This is a genomic window from Aeromonas sobria, from assembly GCF_006243315.1.
Taxonomy (GTDB): domain Bacteria; phylum Pseudomonadota; class Gammaproteobacteria; order Enterobacterales; family Aeromonadaceae; genus Aeromonas; species Aeromonas sobria_A.
On sequence record NZ_NKWE01000021.1, the window covers coordinates 115,559 to 138,668 of the forward strand.

The window sequence follows — 23,110 nt, forward strand, 5'->3', positions numbered from 1 at the left end:
TCAATCGAAGCGCTCCCTGTCAATGAATGGTCACTCGGTAAAGAAATTAAATATTTATGAAAAATCAACTATCTGCGGTGGCCTGATGTGGTTTGGCGGGCGTGGCAGCGAGGACATTAAAAAGCCCTTCACCATGGTGAAGGGCTTTTTGCTATCTGGCGTTATCCGCTCGGGTGAACCCGTTCGGGCTTAGTAGCCTTGCTGGTGCACGTCCATCACGGCGCGACCGGACGGGTCTGCCATCTCTTTGAACTTGGCATCCCACTCCAGCGCGGTGGGGGTGGAGCAGGCGACCGACTTGCCGTAGGGCACAGTGCGGGCGGCGGCTTCCAGCGGGAAGTGCTCGTCGAAGATGGCGCGGTAGAAGTAGGCCTCTTTGGTGAGCGGGGTGTTGATGGGGAAGCGGAAGGCGGCCGCCTCGAACATCTGATCCGTCACTTCGGTCTCGACCATGGCTTTCAGGCTGTCGATCCATGAATAACCCACGCCATCGGAGAACTGCTCCTTCTGGCGCCATGCCACTTCATGAGGCAGCAGCTCCTCGAACGCTTCGCGCAGGATGTGCTTCTCGATCTTGCCGTTGCCACACATCTTGTCGGCAGGCTGCAGGCGCATCGCCACATCCATGAACTCCTTGTCGAGGAAGGGCACGCGACCTTCCACTCCCCAGGCGGCCATCGACTTGTTGGCGCGCAGGCAGTCATAGAGGTGCAAAGAGGCGAGCTTGCGGACGTTCTCTTCGTGGAACTCGCGGGCGTTGGGGGCCTTGTGGAAGTAGAGGTAGCCACCGAACAGTTCATCCGAGCCCTCGCCCGAGAGCACCATCTTGATCCCCATCGCCTTGATATAACGGGCCATCAGATACATGGGCGTGGAGGCACGGATGGTGGTGACGTCATAGGTCTCGAGGTGATAGATGACATCCCGCAGGGCATCCAGCCCCTCTTGCACGGTGAAGTGGATCTGGTGGTGGATTGTGCCGAGGTGATCAGCCACCTTACGGGCGGCGGCCAAGTCCGGCGAGCCTTCCAGCCCCACGGCGAAGGAGTGCAGCTGCGGCCACCAGGCTTCGCTGTTGCCATCGTCTTCCACCCGACGGGCGGCGTAGATCTTGGTGATGGCGGAGATCACCGACGAATCCAGCCCGCCGGAGAGCAACACGCCATAAGGCACGTCGCACATCAGCTGGCGTCTGACCGCCGCTTCCAGCGCCGCTTTCAGCTCGGCCTTGTCGCTGACGTTGTGCTCGACCGCGCCGTACTCCATCCAGTCACGCTGGTACCACTGTTTAAGCTCGCCATCCTTGCTCCACAGGTAGTGTCCCGGCGGGAAGGTTTCAACGCTCTTGCAGACCGGCACCAGCGCCTTCATCTCGGAGGCGACATAGAAGTTGCCGTGTTCGTCGCGACCGGTATAGAGGGGGATGATCCCCATATGGTCACGACCAATCAGGTAGGCATCCTGCTCGGCGTCATAGAGGATAAAGGCGAAGATGCCGTTGAGATCGTCGAGAAACGCCGGGCCCTTCTCCTTGTAGAGGGCCAGCAGCACTTCACAGTCGGATTGGGTCTGGAACTGGAAGTCGACCTTGAGGTTCTTCTCCAGCTCTTTGTGGTTGTAGATCTCGCCGTTGACGGCCAAGACGTGAGTGCGCTCGGGGTTGTAGAGCGGTTGAGCGCCATTGCCCGGATCGACGATGGCCAGGCGCTCATGCACCAGAATCGCTTTGTCACAGCTGTAGACGCCGGACCAGTCAGGCCCGCGGTGACGCAATCGCTTGGACATCTCCAGCGCCGATTTACGCAATAGAGCCGGGTCGGTTTTGATGTCCAGAATGCCGAAAATAGAACACATTGGCGGTAATCCTCTTGATTTTTATATGAGCCCCCCACGTCCGGGCTCGAAATTCCATTTACATTCCTCGTCAGACACAATGCCTAGCGGAAAAACCTTTTGCAAGCGGGAAAACCGCAGAAAATCATGCCGTAAGCGTCAAGCAGATCAACAGGATAAGGCCCGCAGCAACGGGGTAGGGTGACGTGAACGTCAAGCCGCGGCGGGTTCGAAGATCACATAAACCTTGCGACAGGGGGTGAGGGTCTCCCACTCCCCGACAAAGCCGGCCGGAATCACGAATTGATCGCCGGGTTTGAGGGCCAGCTGGCCGCCCTGACTGTCGTGGATCACCACATCCCCCTCCAGCAGCTGGCAATACTCGTGCTCAGTGTAGTGGATGGCCCAGCGGCCCGGCTCGCAAGCCCAGAAGCCCACGTGAAACTGCTGGCTTGGGTCGGAGTAGTGGTTCCACACCGTTTGCGCCGGGTTGCCCGCTTTAATGCGCTCGGGGGCTGGCATCAGCGGGGTAGGGGCCGCCTCGTGGCGGCCCGGCAAAATCCAGTCGTTGAGGGTCTTCATGGTGCCTCCTTGGCTTCGGCAGATAGGAACGCGGGGCCTTCCAGGCCCCGCGTTTGTTCGTTTTATTAAACGAGGTTGTGCATAACTTAAACGATGCGTTCCTCCTTGCCAAGGGCTGCTGGCCGACGACTCAAAGCGGCTGCAAGCGGCGGATCACATGGCGGGCAAAGCCGCTGCCCGCTTCGTTGTAGACGTTGAACACCGCATCCACCCCCTGCTCCTGCAAGGAGGCGATATCATCCTCGAAGCGGACGATGGCGGCGATCTTGCCGTTGAACCCGTGGCTGCGCAGCTTCTCGATGGCGTAGAGGTTACCCGAGTGGTGGGGCATCGCCAGCAGCACCAGATTGACCTGATTGGAGAGCAACACCTTGTCCCAGAAGTCGGTATCGGTGGCATCCCCTTCGATGACGTTCATCCCCTGGGCGCGCAGGGTGGGCAGCTTCTCGCTGTCGTTCTCCACCCCGAGGATGACGTTGCCGTACTTGTTCTCCAGCTCGAAGTAGGCCCCCTGACCGATCCGCCCCATACCGAGGATGATCACCTCCGCATCGCCCAATTCGATGGGTCTGTCTTCCGGATGGAGGTTGCTTGCCTGCAATCCCCGCAGCCAGTGTCCGATGCGGTGATAAATGCGCTCGCTCTGGGCATTGAGCGGGGCGGAGATCATAAAGCTCGCCGCCAGCGCCAGCGAGACCGCCACCAGCCACTCGTGGGAGAGCCAGCCCGCCTTGGCGGCGATGGCTGCGACGATCAGGCCAAACTCCGAGAAGTTGCTGAGCGCCAGGGTGGAGAGCAGGGCGGTGCGCACCCGCAGGTGGGCGCCGCTGTAGACCAGATAGTAGAGGGCGCTTTTCAGCGGCAGGGCCAGCACCAGCGCCAGCGCCAGCAGCATGGTGTCGTGGGTTGGCAGGCCATTGAGGCCGATGGTGAGAAAGAAGCAGACCAGAAAGAGGTCTTTGAGATTAAAGAGCGCCTTGGCCAATCCCGCCGCAGCCGGATGGGAGGCGAGCAGCATGCCGATGATCAGCGCCCCGAGATCCGGCTTGAGCCCGACCACTTCAAAACCGGCCGCCCCGACCACCAGCGCCAGAAATACCCCGAACAGCACCTGCAACTCACCGTGACCAGCACGTTCCAGCAGCTTGAACAGCAGCGGGCGCAGCAGTGGCAATCCCAGCACCCAGAGCGCCCAGATGCTGGGCCACTTGCCACTGGAAAACGCCAGAAAGGCCACGGCGAACACATCCTGCATGACCAGTACCCCGATGGCGATGCGGGCGTAGAGGGCGTTCATGTCGCTGCGATCTTCCAGCACCTTGACTGCGAAGACGGTACTGGAGAAGGAGAGGGCAAAGCCCAGCAGCAGCGCCAGCTTCCAGTCCAGCGACAGGGCGAGGTGGAGCCCCAGCCCCTTGCAGACCAGCAACACCACGGTGAAGAGCAGGGTGGAGAGCAGCAGGTGCAGGCTGGTGGTGCCCCACACATCGCGCCGCATCAGGGTCTTGATATTGAGCTTGAGGCCGATGGTGAACAGCAGCAGGGTGACGCCGAGATCGGCCACCTCGCTCAGGGCGGGGGTGTTTTCATATCCCATGCCGTTGAGGATAAAACCGGCGGCCAGAAAGCCGAGCAGAGGGGGCAATCCGATGAGATTGACCAGCATGCCGCAGCCAAAGGCCACGGCGATCATAATGGGTTCCATAACAGATCCTGCAAGGGCAGGAGAGGCCTGCCCTGTTTAACGCTTGGGTGGTGATTAGACGATATCGATGTCGACCACGGAGTCGAAAATATGGTTCGGCCTGAACGGCATGCGGTCGATATCCGCCACCTTGCTCACCCCGGAGAGCACCAGCACCGTCTCGAGACCGGCCTGAAAGCCCGCCAGAATGTCGGTGCGCAGGTTGTCGCCGATGATGATGGTGTCGTCGGAGTGGGCCTCCATCCGGTTGAGTGCCGCACGGATGATCCAGGCGCTCGGCTTGCCGACATAAAACGGCTTCTTGCCAGTCATTCGCTCGATGGGGGCGCACAGTGCGCCGCAGGCAGGGTGCATCATGGGGCCGTGGGTATCAGGGTTGGTGGCGATAAAGCGGGCCCCCTGATCGACGAACTTGGCCCCCTGCTGCATCATGGTCCAGTTGTAGTTGCGGGTCTCGCCCACCACCACGAAGTCGGGGTCGATGTCGGTGATGGTGAAACCTGCCTTGTAGAGCTCGTGGGTCAGCGCCCCTTCACCAATCACATAGGCCTTCTTGCCATCCTGGCGTTTGAGGAAGTCGGCGGTGCCCATGGCAGAGGTGTAGAAGCTCTCCTCCGGCACCTCGATGCCAGCGGAGCGGAAGCGGTTTTGCAGATCTTTCTGGGTCTGGGCCGGGTAGTTGGTGAGGAACAACAGCTTGCTGCCCTGCTCCAGCAGGCGGTGGACGAAACGGTCGGCACCGGGAATGAGATCGTTATTGTGCAGGATGACACCGTCGATATCGCAGATGACGTTCTTCTTCATGAAAACTCCTTGTCAGGGCGCAGGCGAGCCGCCAATCGTTAAGATGTTCAATCATTTATGATTTTTGTGACGCCATTATAAGTCTGTTTGATGACAAGTCTCCCCTGTCGCGCCACTTAGGTGCACAATAAAGCTGCCGTCGGGTCAGTCTGGTGGAGGGGCTGGCGCCGGATCACTTTGCTGATGGAGCCGTCACCATGGACACCCCGATTCCCAAGCCAGTCACCCCCGAACACCTCACCGCCGCGCAATTTATCGCCGGACTGCCGAAACTGGAGCTGCACCTGCATATCGAGGGCAGCCTCGAACCCGAGCTGATGTTTGAGCTGGGCCGCCGCAACGGTGTGCCATTGCCCTGGCCCGACGTGGCCAGTGTGCGCGCCGCCTATGACTTTGACTGCCTGCAATCCTTTCTCGACCTCTACTATCGCGGTGCCAGCGTGCTGGTGACCGAGCAGGATTTCTTCGACCTCACCTGGGCCTATCTTGAGCGTTGCGCTGCCGACAAGGTGGTGCATGTGGAGATCTTCTTCGACCCGCAGACCCACACTGCCCGCGGTATCCCCTTTGCGACTGTGCTGAGTGGCATCGAGCGGGCGCTGCAGACCGGGGAGAAGGAGTTTGGCATCAGCTGGCGCCTTATCATGAGCTTTTTGCGCCACCTCAGCGAAGAGGATGCCTTTGCTACCTTGGCAGAGGCGGAGCCCTTCCTCGCCCGCATTCACGGCATCGGCCTCGATTCGGGGGAGCAGGGCAATCCGCCCAGCAAGTTTACCCGGGTCTTTGCCCGCTGCCGCGAGCTGGGGCTGCCGGTGGTGGCCCACGCCGGTGAAGAGGGGCCCGCCGAGTACATCTGGCAGGCGATCAATGAGTTACACGTTTGCCGCATCGATCACGGAGTGCGCTCGGCAGAGGATCTCGCGCTGCTGCGCTATCTGGCGGATACCCGCTTGCCGCTCACCGTCTGCCCCCTCTCCAACACCCGGCTCAAGGTGTTCGGCAATATGGCCCAGCACAATGTGTTGCGGCTGCTGGAGCAGGGGCTCTGCGTCACCATCAACTCGGACGATCCTGCCTATTTTGGCGGCTACATGGTGGCCAACTTTGCGGCGCTGGCCGATGGTCTCGGCGCGACCATGAGTCAGCTCTGCCGCTTGTCGCTTAATGCCGTTGAGGCGAGCTGGCTCTCTTTGGCCGACAAGGCGCGGCTGACCCGGGAGATCCGCTGTTATGCCGAGACCCACGGGGTGATCCTGCACTGAGTCAGGCGCTAATGAAGTCGAGATGACATGCAGTCGATATAAAAACAGGCCCGCCATCACTGGCGGGCCTCTCTCGTTTCAATGGCTGGTGGGGTCGCCGGGGGAAGGCAGCGTTACGCCACTCGCACCAGAAACTTCTCGCCCTGTCCTTCGCGCTTGAAGCGGTCGAGCAGGGTAGGCAGCGCCTCGAAATTGCCGACCACCAGCGGCGGCAGGGTCAGCTCGCCGCTCGCCATTTGATCCATCATGGCGACACCGGCGGCCACCAGTCGGCTCCACTGCTTGTCGGTGCCAAAGGCGTGTTGGGCACCCAGCGCAATCTCGTGCAATGAGAGGCAATGGCTAAAGGCGGGCTGCGGGTTGTGCGGGATGCGCCCGAGCACAGTCACCATATGGCCGTAGTAGCCCAGAGCAGACAACAAGCTTTCTGCCTGTTGGCTGGAGACCAGATCGATGATCCCCTCAAACGGTTCGTTACCGTTGGCCGCCTGCAGGGTGGCTAGCCACTGCGGATCCCGATAATCGGCCACCCCCTGCACCCCGATCTGTTTGAGCCACTGATGGTGGCGTGGGCTGGCGCTGGCAAAGACCCGCGCTCCCTGTTTAAGGGCCAGTTGCACCGCAAAGCGGCCGACGCTGCTGCCCGCGCCGGTGATGAGCAGCGCTTCCCCGTGCAGGCGCGGCAGCTTGGCCAGTGCCTGCCAGGCGGTGAGGCCGGGACAGGGCAGGGCGGCGGCCGCCTCGTCACTCAGGGCATCGGGCACCGGCAGCAGGGCGCGAGCCGGTACCCGGGTGTGGCGGGCAAAGCTGCCGTGGTGGCGCAGGTCGGTGTGATAGGCGACCCGGGCGCCGAGACGCAGATGGCTGACGTTGGCACCGAGCGCCACGATGGTGCCCATGCCATCGACGCCGGGCACTTGACCATCCTGCCAGTTGGAGTGGCCATATTCGATCAGCTTCCAGTCCACCGGATTGAAGGCGATGACCCGGTTGGCTACCAGTACCTCATCGGGGGCGAGCGGCGAGAGCGGCAGGTCGGCGAGGGTAAGCTGGGTCGGTTCACCGGGGGCATGCCAGCACCAGGCTTGGGTGTGATTCATGAGGACTCCTTGCGAAACAGTGGGAGAGCTTAACGAGATGATTGCAACAGTAAGGCAGTCATAAGTATCACTGTTGCGAATGGGCAACAATACAGCAGGCCCCAACCAGTGGGGCCTGCTTTAAGTGGCCGGTTGGCCATCGGCAATCAACGGCTGGTGGTTGCGTCATCGGCCTGATAGACGGGGTAGTCGGTCAGCCCTTTCTCCGCGCCGCCAAACAGGGTAGCCGGATCGTGGGGGGCCAGCGGATAGCCGTGGCGCAGCCGGTTCGGCAGATCCGGGTTGGCGACGAAGGGGCGGCCAAAGCCAATCATGTCGGCCCAACCCGCTTCGAGGGCGGCGCGCGCACGGGCCCCATCATATTTACCGGCATAGATCAGGGTGTTGGGAAAGGCATCTCGCAGACCCTGCTTGAAGTTCTCCGGCATCAGGGGGGCATCATCCCAGTCCGCTTCGGCAATGTGCAGGTAGGTGACATTGAGTTGGCCCAGCAGGCGGGCGGCCGCCAGATAGGTCTGCTGCGGGTTGGCATCCACGGTGCCGTTGAGGGTGGTGAGCGGCGCGAGGCGCACCCCAACCCGATCGGCGCCGATTTCGCTACTGACCGCCTCAGTCACCTCTTTGAGAAAGCGCAGCCGGTTCTCCAGCGAGCCGCCGTAGCGGTCGCTGCGGGCATTAGATTCGGAGTCGAGGAACTGGTTGATGAGATAACCGTTGGCGGCGTGCAGCTCAATGCCATCAAAACCAGCGCTGATGGCGTTGCGGGCTGCCTGACGGAACTGGCCGATCACCTGCTCGATATCGCTCTGGGTCATGGCGCGCGGGGTGACGGTCTCGACAAAACCCGGCTCATCGCTGCCGTTATCGACGAACACCTTGACCCCCACGGCGGCAATGGCTGACGAAGAGATAGGCTGGGCGCCGCCGATGTTGTCCGGATGGGTGACCCGGCCGACGTGCCAGAGCTGGGCGAAGATGGTGCCGCCCTTGGCGTGCACGGCATCGGTCACCAACTTCCAGCCGGCGATCTGCTCGGCGCTATGGATGCCCGGCGTCCAGGCGTAGCCCTTGCCCATGGGGTCGATTTGGGTGCCTTCGCTGATGATCAGCCCCGCTTCGGCGCGCTGGGCGTAGTAGCTCGCCATCATGGCGTTGGCCACGTCACCGGGCTGACTGGCACGGGAGCGGGTCATGGGGGGCATGACGATGCGGTTGGCAAGGTGCAGCTGGCCGAGGCGCAGCGGGCAAAACAGGTGATCGTGGCTCATCTTGAGTTCCTGAAGGTGGGAGTGACGCCACTCTATGCCGGCATCTTGTTGTGAAAAAGAGGGGTAATCGCATAATTGAATTGCGAAAAATGCAGCAATCAGGCCAACCAGCTCTTAAACAGGGGCAGCTATCCATACCCGTGCTGGAGCTGGATGCAAAAAAAGAGGGCCGTGTGGCCCTCTTGTCATGATGGTGGGCAGCTTACACTGCCTGCGGGATCACCCGCACCCGCTCGATGCGCCGCTCGCTCACCTCGACCACCTCGAAGCTGAGTTGCTGCAGTTGCAACTGCTGGCCCGGGCTGGGCAGGATGCCAAAGTGGGAAAGCAGCATGCCCGCCAGGGTCACATATTCGTCGTTGTCACTTACCAGACCCTCGTGCTCCAGTACCTGCTCCACATGGTGGATGTTGGTGCTGCCGTTGATCAGCCACCCTTCGCCATCGCGCACGATATCCGGGGTTTCGTCCTCGTCCGGCAGTTCGCCGACGATGGCCTCCAGCAGATCGTGGGTGGTGACCAGCCCCTGAATCACGCCAAACTCGTCTGAGACCAGAATGAGGCTCCCTTTGGCTTTGCGCAGCTCTGCCAGCAGGCGGATCACGTTGATGGTCTGCGGCACGATAATGGGGTCGTTCTGCTTGGCCAATTCGCTTAAGGATTGCCCCTCGTTGAGGGCAAACAGCAGATCGCGGGCTTTAAGTACCCCGATCACCTCATCGAGATCCCCGTCGCAGATAGGGAACAGGCTGTGGGGCTCTCGCTGCAACAGGGCGCGGATCTCGTCGTTGGAGTCGTTGATATCGATCCAGGCCATGTCTGAACGTGGTGTCATGATGGTGCGAATGGATCGCTCGGCCAGTGACAGCACACCGGTCACCATATAACGCTCCTCTTCCCCAAAACTCAGCGGCGCAGGCGCTGGCGCATCCAGATCGTCGTCCGGCTGATCCTGGTAGGCCTTGCTGCCCATCAGCTTGAAGATGGCGGCGGTAGTGCGCTCACGCAGGGGCTGTTTCAATTCATGACGTTCGGCGCTGCGCTGGGACAGTTGGTTGAAAAACTCGATCAGCACCGAGAAGCCTATGGCCGCGTAGAGGTAACCCTTGGGAATGTGGAAGCCGAAGCCTTCCGCCACCAGGCTAAAACCGATCATCAGCAGGAAGCTCAGGCAGAGCACCACCACGGTCGGGTGGGCATTGACGAAGCGGGTCAGCGGCTTGGAGGCGAGCACCATCACCACCATGGCGATGGTCACGGCGGCCATCATGACGCCAAGGTGTTCCACCATGCCGACGGCGGTGATGATGGAGTCGAGCGAGAAGACCGCATCGAGCACCAGGATCTGGGCGATCACCACCCCAAAGCTGGCGTAGGCGCCGACCGGGCCATCGTCATGGGGTTTGGCTTCCAGCCGCTCGTGCAGCTCGGAGGTGGCCTTGAACAGCAGGAACAGGCCACCGCCCATCAGGATCAGGTCCCGACCGGAGAAGGGATGATCCCACAGATGTAAAATCGGAGTGGTCAGGGTAACCAGCCATGACATGACGCTCAGCAGCGCGAGTCGCATCAGCAGGGCGAGGGAGAGACCGATGACGCGGGCTTTGTCCCGTTGGGCGGGGGGCAGTTTTTTCACCAGGATGGCGATAAAGACCAGGTTGTCGATCCCCAGCACGATTTCCAGAATGATCAGGGTAAACAGACCAACCCAGATGTGGGGATCCAGCAGCAATTCCATTATGACGACCTCGATAAAAACAGACAGAGCAAACAGTGATCACGGCGCGCGGTGGCCGCAGTAACAGCAAGGCAATGGCATTATTCAGAGGCGCGGATTAAGCAGATAAAGAGAGTGCGTGAAGGGAATGAACGAAGAGCAACTTCGGGGATTGTCCATGATGGGCAATAAAACCTCGGGTGAAAAATGAGCCCTGATGATAACGATTGGCGCCAATTTGGCAAGCACAGCGTCAGCGGGAGGTGATGGGGGAGTAGCAAGACTGGGGGAGGCGGCCAAGCCGCACTCCCCGTGCGGTTGTTACAACCAGCGCTTTTCGCGGGTGAAACAGACCGAGAGCCAGGCATCGCCCAGGGTATCACCGAGGCGAGACCAGAGCTCATGGCGCAAGGCATCCTGGCGATCCACTGACCACTCTTGATCCGGTGCAATCAGGATATTGAGCTCGAGATCAAAGCGCCGACCGCTCTTGGCCAGATGGCTGTAGCACTCGATGCCGTGGCGCTGGCGCAGCGCTTCGATTTCCCGCTCGACTTGGCGGGGCACATCCCCCTTGGGGGCGATCTTCAACACTTCCCGCAGGTTGCGACTGAGCACCTTGATGGGGATGAGGGTGGCACACAGGGCCAGCAGCGAGACCAGCACCGGGTCTATGTAACGGTTATATTGGCCATAGCCGATGGTATCGAGCCCCATCGCGACCAAAAAACCCACCAGCAGGGTGGCACTCAGTATGGTATCAACCAGCCACTCCTCTGAATCGACCCGCACCAGTTCGGAGTTGAACTGCTTGGCCAACCGCGCTTCGACCAGATAAAACAGGGAGCATAAAAAGGTGGAGATGGCGGCGCAGATCAGTGCGTGGCCGAGGTCAATGTCACGGCCACCCGCCAGCAGGGTGGTGATGCCGCTATAAAGTGCCCCCAGACAGAGCAGTAAAATGATGACCCCGTTGATCACATTGGCAATGGGTTCGAAATGGGCGTAGCCGTACTGGAAGCGGGCATCGGAGGGGCGGGTAACGAGGTAGGCGGTGATGAGACCAAGGCCGGTCATGCCCATACTGAACAGGCTAAAAATACCATCGAGCATGATGGCGTGGGATCCCACCAGCAGGCCATAGCCGATGCCGAAGATGGCAAACCCTATGCTGCCGAACAGCGACAGGGTCAAAGCCTGCTTTTCGGTGGTGATAAACGTACTGATAACATGGCGGTAGTGAGCCATAAAAGTCCTCCATTCAAATGGTGAATATTGCCAAGGGCAAGCGGTTTTCTTGCTGATATACTGCCCGCTCACATGTGAGCGGACTGGTCTGATTGCCATTGATAGGCGGCTGGCCAGTCGTTGTCGCCGGCGTGCCGGCATCAAGCAAAGGATGGGAACAAGGATTCATGATCCCGAGACTCGATTACCAGGACAGTTTGTCACCCGCAACCCTGCAGTTTCTTGAGTTGCTAGAGCGCAGCGCATTTCGTGGTGATATCGAAAAGTCTTATGCAAGCCGGTTGGCGATGGCGACGGATAACAGCGTCTATCAGGTAGTACCCCAGGCGGTTCTCTATCCGCGCAGTGCGGACGACATAGCAGCAATGCTCAAGCTGGCCGCGGAGCCGGCATTCGCCTCCTTGAGTTTTTTCCCTCGTGGTGGCGGTACCGGCACCAATGGTCAGTCCTTGGGCGGCGGCATTATCGTCGATCTCTCCCGTTATATGAACCAGATCATGGAAATTAATCTGGAACAGGGGTGGGTGCGCGCCCAGGCCGGGGTGGTGAAAGACCAGCTCAACGCCTATCTCAAGCCCCACGGTTACTTCTTCTCGCCAGATCTCTCCACCTCCAACCGCGCCACCATTGGCGGCATGATCAACACCGATGCATCGGGGCAGGGGTCACTGGTCTACGGCAAAACCTCGGATCACGTGCTGGGGCTCAAGGCGGTGCTGGAGAACGGCGACATCATGGCCACCGAGCCGCTGACTGGCCCACGGCTGGCGGACAAGCTGGCGCTGGAGAATCGGGAAGGGGAGATCTATCGCACCCTCTATCGCATCGGCAAGGAGCGGCGCGCCGACATTGAAGCCACCTTCCCCAAGCTCAACCGCTTTCTGACCGGCTACGATCTCAAGCACCTCTATCAGCCCGAAAGCGATACGCTGGATGTGAGCCGGGTGCTGTGCGGCTCGGAAGGATCCTTGGGCTTTATCACCGAAACCAAACTCAACATCACCCTCATCCCGCGTTACCGGACCCTGGTCAACGTCAAGTACGACAGCTTCCCCTCGGCCCTGCGCAATGCCCCCTTTATGGTGGCGGCAGAGGCGCTGTCGGTGGAGACGGTGGACTCCCGGGTACTGGGGTTGGCCCGCGCCGACATCATCTGGCATTCGGTGAAAAACCTGATCCAGGATGTGCCTGGCAAGGATCTGCAGGGGCTCAATATCGTCGAGTTTGCCGATACCGACGAGGCAGAACACAAGGCCAAGGTAACAGAGCTATGCCGCCGCATCGACGCGCTGCTGGCCAAGGGGGAGGCGGGGATCATCGGCTATCAGCTGTGTGACCACCTGCCGAGCATCGAGACCATCTACACCATGCGCAAGAAGTCGGTGGGGCTGCTGGGCAACGCCGAAGGGCGCAAGAAGCCGGTGGCCTTCACTGAAGATACCGCGGTGCCGCCAGAATCCCTGGCCGATTTCATCATGGAATTTCGCGCCCTGCTGGATGCCCACGGCCTTGATTACGGCATGTTTGGCCACGTTGATGCAGGTGTGCTGCACGTGCGACCGGCGCTGGATCTCTGCGATCCCGAACAGGAGGTGCTGCTGCGCCGGATCTCCGATCAGGTGGTGGCGCTCACCGCCAAATACGGTGGCCTGATGTGGGGGGAGCACGGCAAGGGTTTTCGCTCCGAATACAGCCCCGCCTTCTTTGGCGAGCTGTGGGAAGAGCTGCAGCGGGTCAAGGGGGCGTTCGACCCAAGCAATCGCATCAACCCGGGCAAGATCTGCATCCCCTATGGCAGCGGCGCCGAGCTGGTGTCGGTGGATGGCCCCAAGCGCGGCAAGTATGACCGCCAGATCCCGCTCGCGGTGCGCACCAGCTACACCCGCGCCATGGATTGCAACGGCAATGGTCTCTGCTTCACCTTCGAGACCGACTCCCCCATGTGCCCCTCGGTCAAGATCAGCCGCGATCGCCGCCACTCCCCCAAGGGACGGGCGGGCCTGATGCGCGAATGGCTGCGCCAGCTGGCAGAGCAGGGCTTCGATCCGCTTGCAGAAGAGGTGGCGCTGCAATCCGGTGGCGTGCGCTTCAAACAGCTGGTGGACAAGGTGCGCAACAGCTGGGCCAAACAGCGCGGCGAATATGACTTCTCCCACGAGGTGATGGAGGCGATGGCGGGCTGTCTGGCCTGCAAGGCGTGTACCAGCCAGTGCCCGATCAAGGTGGATGTGCCCGATTTTCGCGCCCGTTTTATGCAGCTTTATCACGGCCGCTACCTGCGCGCGCCCAAGGATTACTTCGTCGGCACCGTCGAAAGCTATGCGCCGCTGCTCGCCAAAGCGCCGAAGCTGGTCAACTTCTTCCTCGAAAAAGAGTGGGCCCAGAAGGCAACCGAGAAGAGCATTGGCATGGTCGATGTGCCGCTGCTCTCGGTGCCGACCCTGGCCGAGAGCCTGCATGACAACCGCGCCCGCTATTTTGATCTGCCGGGGCTGGAGCGGATGAGCGCCGAGCAACGCAAGCAGGTGGTACTGATTGTGCAGGATCCCTTCACCAGCTATTACGATGCCCCCGTGGTGCGGGATTTGGTGAAACTCGCCAGCAAGCTCGGGTTCCTGCCCTACCTGCTGCCCTTCAAACCCAACGGCAAACCCCAACATATCAAGGGGTTCCTGCGCGCCTTTGCCCGCACCGCCGCCAATAGCGCCCAGTTCCTCAACAAGGTGGCGGGGCTCGGCATCCCCATGGTGGGGGTGGATCCGGCCATGGTGCTCTGCTATCGCGACGAATATGCCAAGGCGCTGGGGTCGGCTCGCGGCGATTTTCAGGTGCTGCTGCCACAGGAGTGGCTGCTCTCGCTGCCGACAGATCAACTGCCCGTTAGCGCCAACAAGGCAAAAAGCGAGGAGGGGAGCGAACCCGAACCTTGGTATCTGTTTGCCCACTGCACCGAGAAGACTGCTCAGCCCTCGACCCACGGCGACTGGAGCACCTTGTTTGGCCGCTTCGGGGCCAGCTTGCAGCCGGTCTCTGTGGGGTGTTGCGGCATGGCGGGCACCTATGGTCACGACGTCAAACAGGTGGAGAACTCCAAGGGGATCTACGGGCTGAGCTGGGCCGAACCGCTCGCTCGCCTGCCCAAAGGGCGCTGTCTGGCCACCGGTTATTCGTGCCGCAGTCAGGTCAAGCGGATGGAGGGGGAAAAACTCAAACATCCATTGCAAGCCCTGCTGGAGCTGCTCTGATGCTGCGTTTTCCCAAGCGGTTTAGGGTGCCGAAGGCCTATCGGCACCCGCGTTTCTTGTTGTTGCCTGCCACCCCCGCTCAGGCGGTGGTGGAGTTTGTCGCCATGTTGCGCGAGCGCGAGCAGCTTCATCAGCTGTTTCGCCCGAACGATATCTGGCCCTCCGCCAACTTCAGCCTGAGCCAGCACCAAGGGGATCTGGAGTGGCAGCAGTCGGAGTTTCTGGCCAAGCGCTCCTTTGCCTATGGTCTATGGAGCCCAGAGCGAGAGCCGCAATTCTGGGGCGGGGTTTATCTCTACCCCTCGGTGTTGCCGGAGGTAGAGGTGGAGCTCTTTTTCTGGAAGGTGGCCGAGGCGCCCATTACCGATGAGGCGCTGGAGGCGCAGCTGCGCGACTGGCTCGCCAACGTCTGGCAGTGGCCGCATCCCCGTTTGCCAGGGCGAGAAGTGCCTTGGGATGAGTGGCCAGGGGTGACTTATCCCTGGTGATGTCCTGGTTGCTGTTATCACTTATCAAACGGCCCCTTGCTCGGGGCCGCTTGTTTTCTGACCCGGTTTGCCGATGCTGGGTGTGTCACCCCATCGGCACCAATCCATTATTGATTTAAGGAGTTGCTTGCCATGAGTCACGATATTGCCCCCATCTGGCGGAAACCCATGAGTCTGGACGGGCTCAATGCCACCTCTCGCAACACCTTGATGGCCCATCTCGACATCGTCTATACCGCCTTTGGCCCCGACTGGCTGGAAGCAATCATGCCGGTGGACCATCGCACCCACCAGCCCCTTGGCATGCTGCATGGCGGCGCGTCCGTGGTATTGGCGGAAACCTTGGGATCGATTGCCGCCAACATGGCGGTGGGGCCTGAGAGTTACTGCGTGGGGCTGGAGGTGAATGCCAACCATCTGCGGGCCAAGCGGGAAGGGGTGGTCAGCGGGCGTTGCTCACCGCTGCATCTGGGGGCGACGACTCAGGTGTGGCAGATTGAAATTCGGGATGAACGGATGCGTTTATTGTGCACCAGCCGACTGACCATGGCGGTGCTCAAACACAAGCGGGGCAAGGACTCCTGCGAGGAGTGATCTGCAATAACGCCTTAAGGGTGCAAAATAAGCAAGCTATAGTCGCCAGATCCCTCTATAATTGCCAACGTCTTGAGAGGCTTATCACATTTTTCAAGACAGCAGAACAAAGTGGCGCTATAATCGCCGCCTTTTTGCTATTCCGCGGTGTTTAGCCGCCTGCCTTAATCTGGAAGAATCTATGTCTGATACCGAACAACTGCCCCTTTTTAGTGAGCTTGGACTGGCCGCGCCTGTATTGAAAGCGCTGCAGGACGTGGGCTATGAGCGCCCGTCACCGATCCAGGCCGCAGCAATTCCCCACCTGATGGCGGGACACGATCTGCTGGGGCAGGCGCAAACCGGTACAGGGAAGACCGCTGCTTTTGCCTTGCCTCTTTTATCTCGTCTGGAAGCTGGTAACCGCAACACCCAGGTTTTGGTGTTGGCACCTACCCGTGAACTGGCGCTGCAAGTTGCTGAGGCGTGCCAACGTTACGCCAAGCACATGCCTGATTTCCACGTTCTGCCTATCTACGGCGGTTCCTCTTACGAAACCCAGACCCGCGCACTGCGTCGTGGCGCTCAGGTTGTTGTAGGTACTCCTGGCCGTGTGATGGATCTGATCCGTCGCAAGAACCTGGACCTCTCCGGCCTGAAAGCCCTGGTTCTGGACGAAGCTGATGAAATGCTGCGTATGGGCTTCATCGACGACGTTGACTGGATCATGGACCAGTGCCCGAGCACCCGTCAGGTTGCCCTGTTCTCTGCCACCATGCCGGACCAGATCCGTCGTGTTGCCCAGAAGCACCTGAAGCAGCCGAAAGAGATCAAGATTGTCTCCAAAACCTCCACTGCACCGACTATTCGTCAGCGCTACTGGCAGGTAACCGGTCTGCACAAGCTGGACGCCATGACCCGTCTGCTTGAAGTAGAGCCGTACGAAGCAGTACTGGTCTTTGTGCGCACCAAGAATGCTGCCGAAGAGCTGGCTGGCAAACTGGCCGCCCGCGGCCACGCTTGTGAAGCGCTGCACGGTGACATCCCGCAGAAGTTGCGTGAGCGTACCGTTGACAAGCTGCGTCAAGGTCAACTGGACATCCTGATCGCGACCGACGTAGTTGCTCGTGGTCTGGACGTTGAGCGTATCACCCACGTGGTGAACTACGACATCCCTTACGATACCGAATCCTACGTTCACCGTATCGGCCGTACCGGTCGTGCTGGCCGTAAGGGCGAGGCCATTCTGTTTGTGGCTCCCCGTGAGCGTCGTATGCTGCGTGCCATCGAGCAAGCAACTCGTCAGGCCATCGAGCCGATGAAGATGCCGAGCACCGAAGACATCAACCAGCACCGTATGACCAAGTTCAAAGAGCGCATTCGTGAAACCATGATGGGCGAAGAGCTTGAGATCTATCACAACCTGGTGAACGAGCTGATCGAAGAAGATTCTGCAGATCCGCTGGAACTGGCTGCCGCACTGGCCAAACTGGTTCAGGGTGACCAACCGCTGCTGCTGGATGACTCCATCCCTGATCCGCTGCTGAACGCCAGCAATGATCGCGGTGGTCGTGACTTTGAACGTCGCGATGGTGGCCGTGATTTCGGTGGTCGTGACTTCGTGGACCGTGGTGATCGTCCTGCCCGTCGTATGCCTTCCCTCGAGCCGCGTCCGTTGAAAGACAACCCGGATGTAGAGATGGAGCGCTACCGCGTAGACGTGGGTGCTAACCACGGCGTCAAGCCGGGCCAGATCGTTGGCGCTATCGCTAACGAAGCGAACATCGAGAGCCGTTTCATCGGTAACATCGACATCGCTGATGACTTCTCCACCGTTGATCTGCCCAAGGGTATGACCGGCGACGTGCTGGAAGTGATCAAGAAAGCTCGCGTTTGCCAGCGTCCGCTGCAGATCAGCCGCTACACCGAAGTACCTGCCGGTAGCAACACTGCCAGCCGTCCGCCGCGCAGCGATCGTCCTTTCAACAAGGATCGTCGTCCGAGTGGTGACCGCCCGTTCAATAAGGGTGGGGATCGCCGTGAAGGTGGTGCTGACAAGCGTAAATTCGGTGGCAAGCGCCGCGAAGGTTAATTGCTGACCCAGTGATAAAAAGGCCGCTCATCGAGCGGCTTTTTTTATGGCTGCAGTTTGCCCCGTGTTAGCACAACACCATCAAGCGGGCCATGGCTTGAGCCCATGGCGACAGCGTTCGGAGGTGTTGTGTCGCTCTATATAAGCCCTGTTCCAGGGCGGTTATGGTGTGCTATCTGACGTCAACCGTCCCTCTGCTACCGAGACCGCTGGGCTGCGGTTGTTCTTATTACCGAGTGGCGGGAGCGTATGTGCGAAGAGCTGCGATATCTGTCATGTGGGCAGCCAGAAGTGAAGAGAAGAGCAATATCTATGGTTTTCATCTCAGGCTGCGCAATTCCTTGTTCAAGCGATAGCTGAACAGCGCGCGGGGCAGCTTGAGAGACTGGGATCAGTGGCGGTGCGCTGATGGCTTCGATGTCATATCTGACCGACGGCTCTTAGCAGGGTTGAGCTTGGCCATTGGTTAGCGCGAATGAAGAAGGCGACCCTGAGGTCGCCTTCGTTTTATGCATAGTGCCTTGGTCAGATATGCGGGTCAGAGCACCATGGCTGCCACCCAGCCGAACAGGATGAGCGGAATGTTGTAGTGAATAAAGGTGGGCACCACGCTGTCCCAGATATGGTCGTGCTGACCATCGGCGTTGAGGCCGGAGGTGGGGCCCAGGGTCGAGTCGGAGGCCGGTGAACCGGCATCCCCCAGCGCGCCTGCGGTGCCGACCAGTGCGATGATTGCCATCGGGGAGAAGCCGAGCTGCAGACAGAGCGGCACATAGATGGTGGCGATGATGGGCACGGTGGAGAAGGAAGAACCGATCCCCATGGTGATCAGCAGGCCCACCAGCAGCATCAGGAAGGCGGCGATGCCCTTGTGCTGGCCAATGCCGGAGGCGACCACCTCGACCAGACTATCGACCCCGTGGGTTGCCTTCATCACGGCAGCAAAACCGGCGGCGGAGATCATGATGAAGCCGATCAGCGACATCATCCGCACCCCCTGGGTGAAGGCATCCTGGCTTTCGCGAAACTTGATGACGCCGCCACAGGTGAAGATGACAAAACCGGCCAGCGCACCCAGTACGATGCTGTTGGTCATTAGCTGCAACCCAAGTGCTACGCCAATGGCCAGCAGGGCCACCCAGATATGGGTGAGATTGAGTTCAACTGTCTCTGGTTCGGCTTCCAGGATCTTGGCCAGATCATATTGGCGCGGTTTGCGATAGCTGATGAACACCGCGATGAGCAGACCCAGCACCATGCCACAGACCGGAATGGCCATGGCGAGCGGGATCTGACCGGAGGTGATCGGCACGCCGTTATCGATCAGGTTCTTGGCCAGAATGTTGTTCAGGAAGATGCCGCCAAAGCCGACCGGCAGCACCATATAGGTGGCGGTCAGGCCAAAGGTGAGGACACAGGCCACCTGACGACGGTCGATCTGCATCTGTGCCATCACATGCAACAGCGGCGGGATCAGAATGGGGATAAAGGCGATATGAACCGGGATCAGGTTTTGGGACGAGATCGCCACGGCTAGCACGGAAGAGAGCAGCAGGGTTTTGACCCACATAATGCGGGTCGAGCTGGCATCTTTGCCCAATTGGCTGATCACCTTGCGGGCCAGCAGGTCGGTGATCCCGGAGCGGGAGATGGCGACGGCGAAAGCACCCAGCATGGCGTAGGAGAGCGCAATCTCGGCGCCACCGCCCAGGCCACCGCTGAAGGTGGTGAGGGTCTTTGTCAACGACAGCCCACCGACCAGGCCGCCCGCAATGGCGCCCAGCGCCAGTGAGACCACCACATTGATCCGCAGCAGACTGAGCACCAGCATCAGTCCGACTGCGATAACAACTGGATTCATTTGATTTCCTTATAGTTTGTTATTGCTGTCTGTCATGTGAAGGGGAGTTAGTTTGCGAAAAATGTGACAAATGTCGAGAAAAAAATCAGTCAAACCCCTCATATCACAGCAGCAGGTGGCACAAGGTTAATCAACATGAGGGTTTGTGACCTGTTTGTCTCCGTGCATCGCGTGCACAGCGGTTGATAGTGAGGTGATGGTGAGGTTGATGGTGATTTCCGGGGCGTAGTGCAATCAATCACTTCCCAAAAAACGAAGGCTGCCAGTGGCAGCCTTCTTGCGCTTATTCCTGCCCGTCATGGTCGGCAGGGGTATCCGGCGTGTTGTCATCCGGATGGGCTGGCGGCCAGCCCCCCATGCTCTTCCAGCGGTTGACGATATGACAGAACAGCTCTGTGGTGCGCTCGGTGTCATAGAGGGCAGAGTGGGCCTCTTTATTGTCAAACGGGATGCGAGCGCTCTGGCACGCCTTGGCCAGCACGGTCTGACCCAGCGCCAGCCCGGAGAGGGCGGCGGTGTCGAAGGTGGCAAACGGGTGGAACGGATTGCGCTTGAGGCCAGCGCGTTCGGCGGCGGCCATCACAAAGCCGTGATCGAAGGTGGCGTTGTGGGCCACTATGATGGCACGGCCGCAATCCTGCTCCTTCATCCCTTTGCGGATCCCCTTGAAGATCTCGGTCAGTGCCTCTTTTTCCGAGACAGCGCCACGCAACGGGTTGTAGGGATCGATGCCGGTGAACTCCAGCGCGGCCTTTTCCAGGTTGGCCCCTTCGAAGGGCTCGACATGAAAGTGGAATACCTGATCGGGAACGAGCCAGCCCTGCTCATCCATTTTCAGGGTGTAAGCGGCGATTTCGAGCAGGGCATCGGTCTTGGCGTTGAACCCGGCTGTTTCAACATCGATGACGACGGGGTAAAAACCACGGAAACGGCCCTTGAGGGTATGAACTGCGTCGGTCATGGGATCTCGGTCGGGATAAAATGAGGCGGCATTATGGCAAAAAAGCACAGGCTTGTCCCCCCATCCCACGCAGGATGCCGCGGCAAGATGGCACAGGATTCAATATCTGTGCAGCCACCAGCGGGCGGCGATCAGCGCCGTGAGCGTACCCAGCAGGGCGCTGGCCAGCACATCCACCGGCCAGTGCATGCCCATCACCATGCGCGACATGCCAACCCCTAAGGCCCACAGTGGCAACAGCCAGACCCCGGTGGGGGCGCGGGCCAGCCAGATCAGGCCGAAAAACTGGGCTAGGCTGATGGCGGCGATGCTGTGGCCAGAGGGGAAGGCGTAATTTACCTCCTTTTGCCAATGGTGGCCGAGCCACTCGGGCAGGGCCAGCAACTGGCTGGCGGCGTGAACCTGTTCGCTGCGCACATCGACGCTACTGGCGTAGAAGCTTTTGATGGCCGGGATCAGCGTCTGACTCTCCAGCCAGAGCAGATAGGGTCTGGGCTCTTCGGTCAGGTGCTTGATCAGGCTCTTGAGCACCCAGTCGCTGGCGAGCAGGGCCGCCAGTGCGCATCCCAGCGCAATAAAGGGCGCCAGCTCCAGTTTGAGTTTGTAGCGGGTCAGCAGTAGCAAGAGGGCGCCACTGACCCCGATCCCGGGAATATCGACCATGCGGGTCAGGGCGTATGACCACCATAGCCAGCCAGATTGCAGGGAGCCGGTCAGAAAAGGCTGCCAGGGCAGCGTGGCGAGTAGCAGCAGGGGCAAGGTTAGCAGGGCGGTGAAGCCGAGGACCTGGCTGCGAGAGAGTGACGTGGTGCAAGGAGGCATGGTCGTTGGGCGGTAGTGAGAAAGTTGCGCATTGTGCCATTAGCCGATCTGCGGGCAAAGTCGGGCGGATGATTTGTTACCTCTGCTTACATATTTGCGACCCGATCCCGCGCCCGGAGCGGGTTATCTGCGGCTTGTGGCGCTGCGATGAGGGAATGTCGCGCCCTTTCGCACCAGATTGCATCACAGGCTGAAATATCGGGCGGCTTTGCGCTAGAATGGCGCCCCCGTGGCGGTTGTGACCAAAGAGAGCCCGATGAAGATAGTCGTTGATGAGAATATGCCCCATGCTGTGGAGCTGTTTGCCGAATTTGGCGAGGTGGTTGCCTTGCCCGGGCGGCAGATGCAGGCCAGCGATCTGCAGGATGCCGATGTGCTGCTGGTGCGTTCGGTCACCCGCGTCAACGGCGATTTGCTGGCGACTAGTCCTAAACTCGGGTTTGTCGGCACCGCCACCATAGGCACCGACCATGTGGACAAGGCTTTGCTGGCGAGCCGCAATATCCCCTTCTTCAGCGCCCCCGGTTGCAACAAGTATTCGGTAGGGGATTATGTGCTCTCCGCCCTGCTGGTGCTGGCGGAGCGCTATGAACTCGACCTCTCTACCATGTCCCTGGCGGTGATTGGCGCGGGCAATACCGGCGAGTGTGTGGCTGGCAAGGCCCAAGCGCTCGGCATGCGGGTGCTTCGCTGTGATCCGCCCAAGGCGCGGGATAATCCCGCCGGCGGCTTTGTCGACTATCAGACCGCGCTTAAGGCCGATATCGTCAGCTTTCATGTGCCCATCACCCGTGAAGGGGCGGATGCCACCTACCATCTGCTGGATGCCGAGCAGATTGCCGCCCGTCCTGCCGGGCAGATCCTGATCAACGCCTCACGGGGCGAGGTGTGGGATAACCGGGCTCTGCTGGCACGCCAGTTGAGCGATGAGCCTTTGCGACTGGTGATGGATGTGTGGGAGAACGAGCCTGAGCCACTGGTGGATCTGGTGCCCCATACCGAGATTGCCACCCCCCATATCGCCGGTTACAGCCTGGAGGGGAAGGCGCGCGGCACCTGGATGCTCTATCAGGCGCTCTGCCAGCAGTTGGGGCGCTCGCCGCGTCAGGATTTGAGTCAGCTGTTGCCTGCCCCCGATGTGCAGGCGGTGGTGCCGGGCCGCGCGCCGGATCAGGCGCTGATCAAGCAGCTGGTGCATCTGGTCTATGACGTGCGTCGCGATGATGCCCGTTTCCGGGCCCGACTCGGCTTGTCCGGCAGCTTTGATGAGCAGCGCAAGCACTATCCCGAGCGCCGTGAACTATCCTCCCTGCGGGTTGAAGGGGCGTTTGCCGACAAGGCGCTGGGTGCACTGGGATTTGCGCTGTCACGCCCCTGAGTCGGGGCTCTTATGATCTGAAAGATAACCGGCAGGTGTGAGCCATTTGTGCCACATCGCCGCCATTTTTACTGTTCCGGCGCAGCGTCTTCTGCGCCGAAACAGCCATCTCAGGCGAGGGCGTCTCGATCCAGGAGGCCCTGCCGACCATGGCGCCAGCCGGTGCCATTG

Annotated in this window: 17 protein-coding genes; 6 read left to right on the forward strand and 11 right to left on the reverse strand. The window is 60.2% G+C overall.

Going from position 1 to position 23,110, the window contains the following annotated elements; all coding sequences use genetic code 11:
* Positions 1 to 189 precede the first annotated feature (189 nt).
* From asnB to CF137_RS06575, 4 genes are all read right to left on the reverse strand, one after another.
* A complete protein-coding gene (gene asnB / locus CF137_RS06560; RefSeq protein ID WP_139718439.1) occupies positions 190 to 1,854 on the reverse strand; it encodes an asparagine synthase B in 1,665 nt (554 codons plus the stop codon).
* 192 nt (positions 1,855 to 2,046) lie between these two features.
* Positions 2,047 to 2,415 carry a cupin domain-containing protein gene (locus tag CF137_RS06565; protein WP_139718440.1) on the reverse strand — a complete coding sequence of 123 codons (369 nt, stop codon included), beginning with the start codon at positions 2,413 to 2,415 and terminating at the stop codon, positions 2,047 to 2,049.
* Between the two features lie 130 nt (positions 2,416 to 2,545).
* Positions 2,546 to 4,120 carry a cation:proton antiporter family protein gene (locus CF137_RS06570; RefSeq protein WP_139718441.1) on the reverse strand — a complete coding sequence of 525 codons (1,575 nt, stop codon included), beginning with the start codon at positions 4,118 to 4,120 and terminating at the stop codon, positions 2,546 to 2,548.
* A gap of 54 nt (positions 4,121 to 4,174) precedes the next feature.
* Positions 4,175 to 4,924, reverse strand: a complete 750-nt coding sequence (locus CF137_RS06575) for an HAD-IIA family hydrolase (RefSeq protein ID WP_101317469.1) — start codon at positions 4,922 to 4,924, stop codon at positions 4,175 to 4,177.
* A 197-nt stretch (positions 4,925 to 5,121) separates the two neighbouring features.
* Between CF137_RS06575 and CF137_RS06580 the strand changes: the two genes are divergently transcribed.
* Positions 5,122 to 6,186 (forward strand): adenosine deaminase, encoded by a 1,065-nt coding sequence (locus CF137_RS06580; RefSeq protein ID WP_139718442.1) that lies wholly within the window; start codon positions 5,122 to 5,124, stop codon positions 6,184 to 6,186.
* Positions 6,187 to 6,299: 113 nt separating this feature from the next.
* On the opposite strand, the gene CF137_RS06585 is transcribed toward CF137_RS06580, so the two are convergent.
* From CF137_RS06585 to CF137_RS06600, 4 genes are all read right to left on the reverse strand, one after another.
* A complete protein-coding gene (locus CF137_RS06585; RefSeq protein WP_139718443.1) occupies positions 6,300 to 7,286 on the reverse strand; it encodes a zinc-binding dehydrogenase in 987 nt (328 codons plus the stop codon).
* Between the two features lie 146 nt (positions 7,287 to 7,432).
* A complete protein-coding gene (locus tag CF137_RS06590; RefSeq protein ID WP_139718444.1) occupies positions 7,433 to 8,554 on the reverse strand; it encodes an alkene reductase in 1,122 nt (373 codons plus the stop codon).
* Between the two features lie 202 nt (positions 8,555 to 8,756).
* Positions 8,757 to 10,292, reverse strand: coding sequence for a TerC family protein (locus CF137_RS06595; RefSeq protein WP_101317461.1), 1,536 nt, complete (start codon positions 10,290 to 10,292; stop codon positions 8,757 to 8,759).
* Between the two features lie 300 nt (positions 10,293 to 10,592).
* The gene (locus CF137_RS06600) at positions 10,593 to 11,519 is read right to left on the reverse strand and encodes a cation diffusion facilitator family transporter (RefSeq protein WP_101317459.1); all 927 of its coding nucleotides are present in this window, start codon (positions 11,517 to 11,519) and stop codon (positions 10,593 to 10,595) included.
* A gap of 167 nt (positions 11,520 to 11,686) precedes the next feature.
* Here CF137_RS06600 and ydiJ point away from each other — a divergent pair, with 167 nt between their 5' ends.
* The 4 genes from ydiJ to CF137_RS06620 all read left to right on the forward strand — a co-directional run bounded on the left by ydiJ (position 11,687) and on the right by CF137_RS06620 (position 17,917).
* The gene (gene ydiJ, locus CF137_RS06605; protein WP_162515873.1) at positions 11,687 to 14,764 is read left to right on the forward strand and encodes a D-2-hydroxyglutarate dehydrogenase YdiJ; all 3,078 of its coding nucleotides are present in this window, start codon (positions 11,687 to 11,689) and stop codon (positions 14,762 to 14,764) included.
* Positions 14,764 to 15,252, forward strand: a complete 489-nt coding sequence (locus CF137_RS06610; protein ID WP_139718446.1) for a hypothetical protein — start codon at positions 14,764 to 14,766, stop codon at positions 15,250 to 15,252. The genes ydiJ and CF137_RS06610 overlap by 1 nt, the downstream gene beginning before the upstream one ends.
* Positions 15,253 to 15,384: 132 nt before the next feature.
* Entirely contained in the window at positions 15,385 to 15,846 is a 462-nt protein-coding gene (locus CF137_RS06615) for a hotdog fold thioesterase (RefSeq protein WP_139718447.1), read from the forward strand.
* Between the two features lie 181 nt (positions 15,847 to 16,027).
* Positions 16,028 to 17,917 carry a DEAD/DEAH box helicase gene (locus CF137_RS06620; RefSeq protein WP_139718448.1) on the forward strand — a complete coding sequence of 630 codons (1,890 nt, stop codon included), beginning with the start codon at positions 16,028 to 16,030 and terminating at the stop codon, positions 17,915 to 17,917.
* 538 nt (positions 17,918 to 18,455) lie between these two features.
* On the opposite strand, the gene CF137_RS06625 is transcribed toward CF137_RS06620, so the two are convergent.
* The 3 genes from CF137_RS06625 to CF137_RS06635 form a co-directional block, all read right to left on the reverse strand.
* Positions 18,456 to 19,778, reverse strand: a complete 1,323-nt coding sequence (locus CF137_RS06625; protein WP_139718449.1) for a Na+/H+ antiporter family protein — start codon at positions 19,776 to 19,778, stop codon at positions 18,456 to 18,458.
* Between the two features lie 283 nt (positions 19,779 to 20,061).
* Entirely contained in the window at positions 20,062 to 20,739 is a 678-nt protein-coding gene (gene rnt / locus CF137_RS06630) for a ribonuclease T (RefSeq protein WP_162515874.1), read from the reverse strand.
* A gap of 99 nt (positions 20,740 to 20,838) precedes the next feature.
* Entirely contained in the window at positions 20,839 to 21,561 is a 723-nt protein-coding gene (locus tag CF137_RS06635; protein ID WP_139718451.1) for a phosphatase PAP2 family protein, read from the reverse strand.
* A 256-nt stretch (positions 21,562 to 21,817) separates the two neighbouring features.
* Between CF137_RS06635 and CF137_RS06640 the strand changes: the two genes are divergently transcribed.
* A complete protein-coding gene (locus CF137_RS06640; RefSeq protein ID WP_139718452.1) occupies positions 21,818 to 22,939 on the forward strand; it encodes a 4-phosphoerythronate dehydrogenase in 1,122 nt (373 codons plus the stop codon).
* Positions 22,940 to 23,110: the final 171 nt, after the last annotated feature.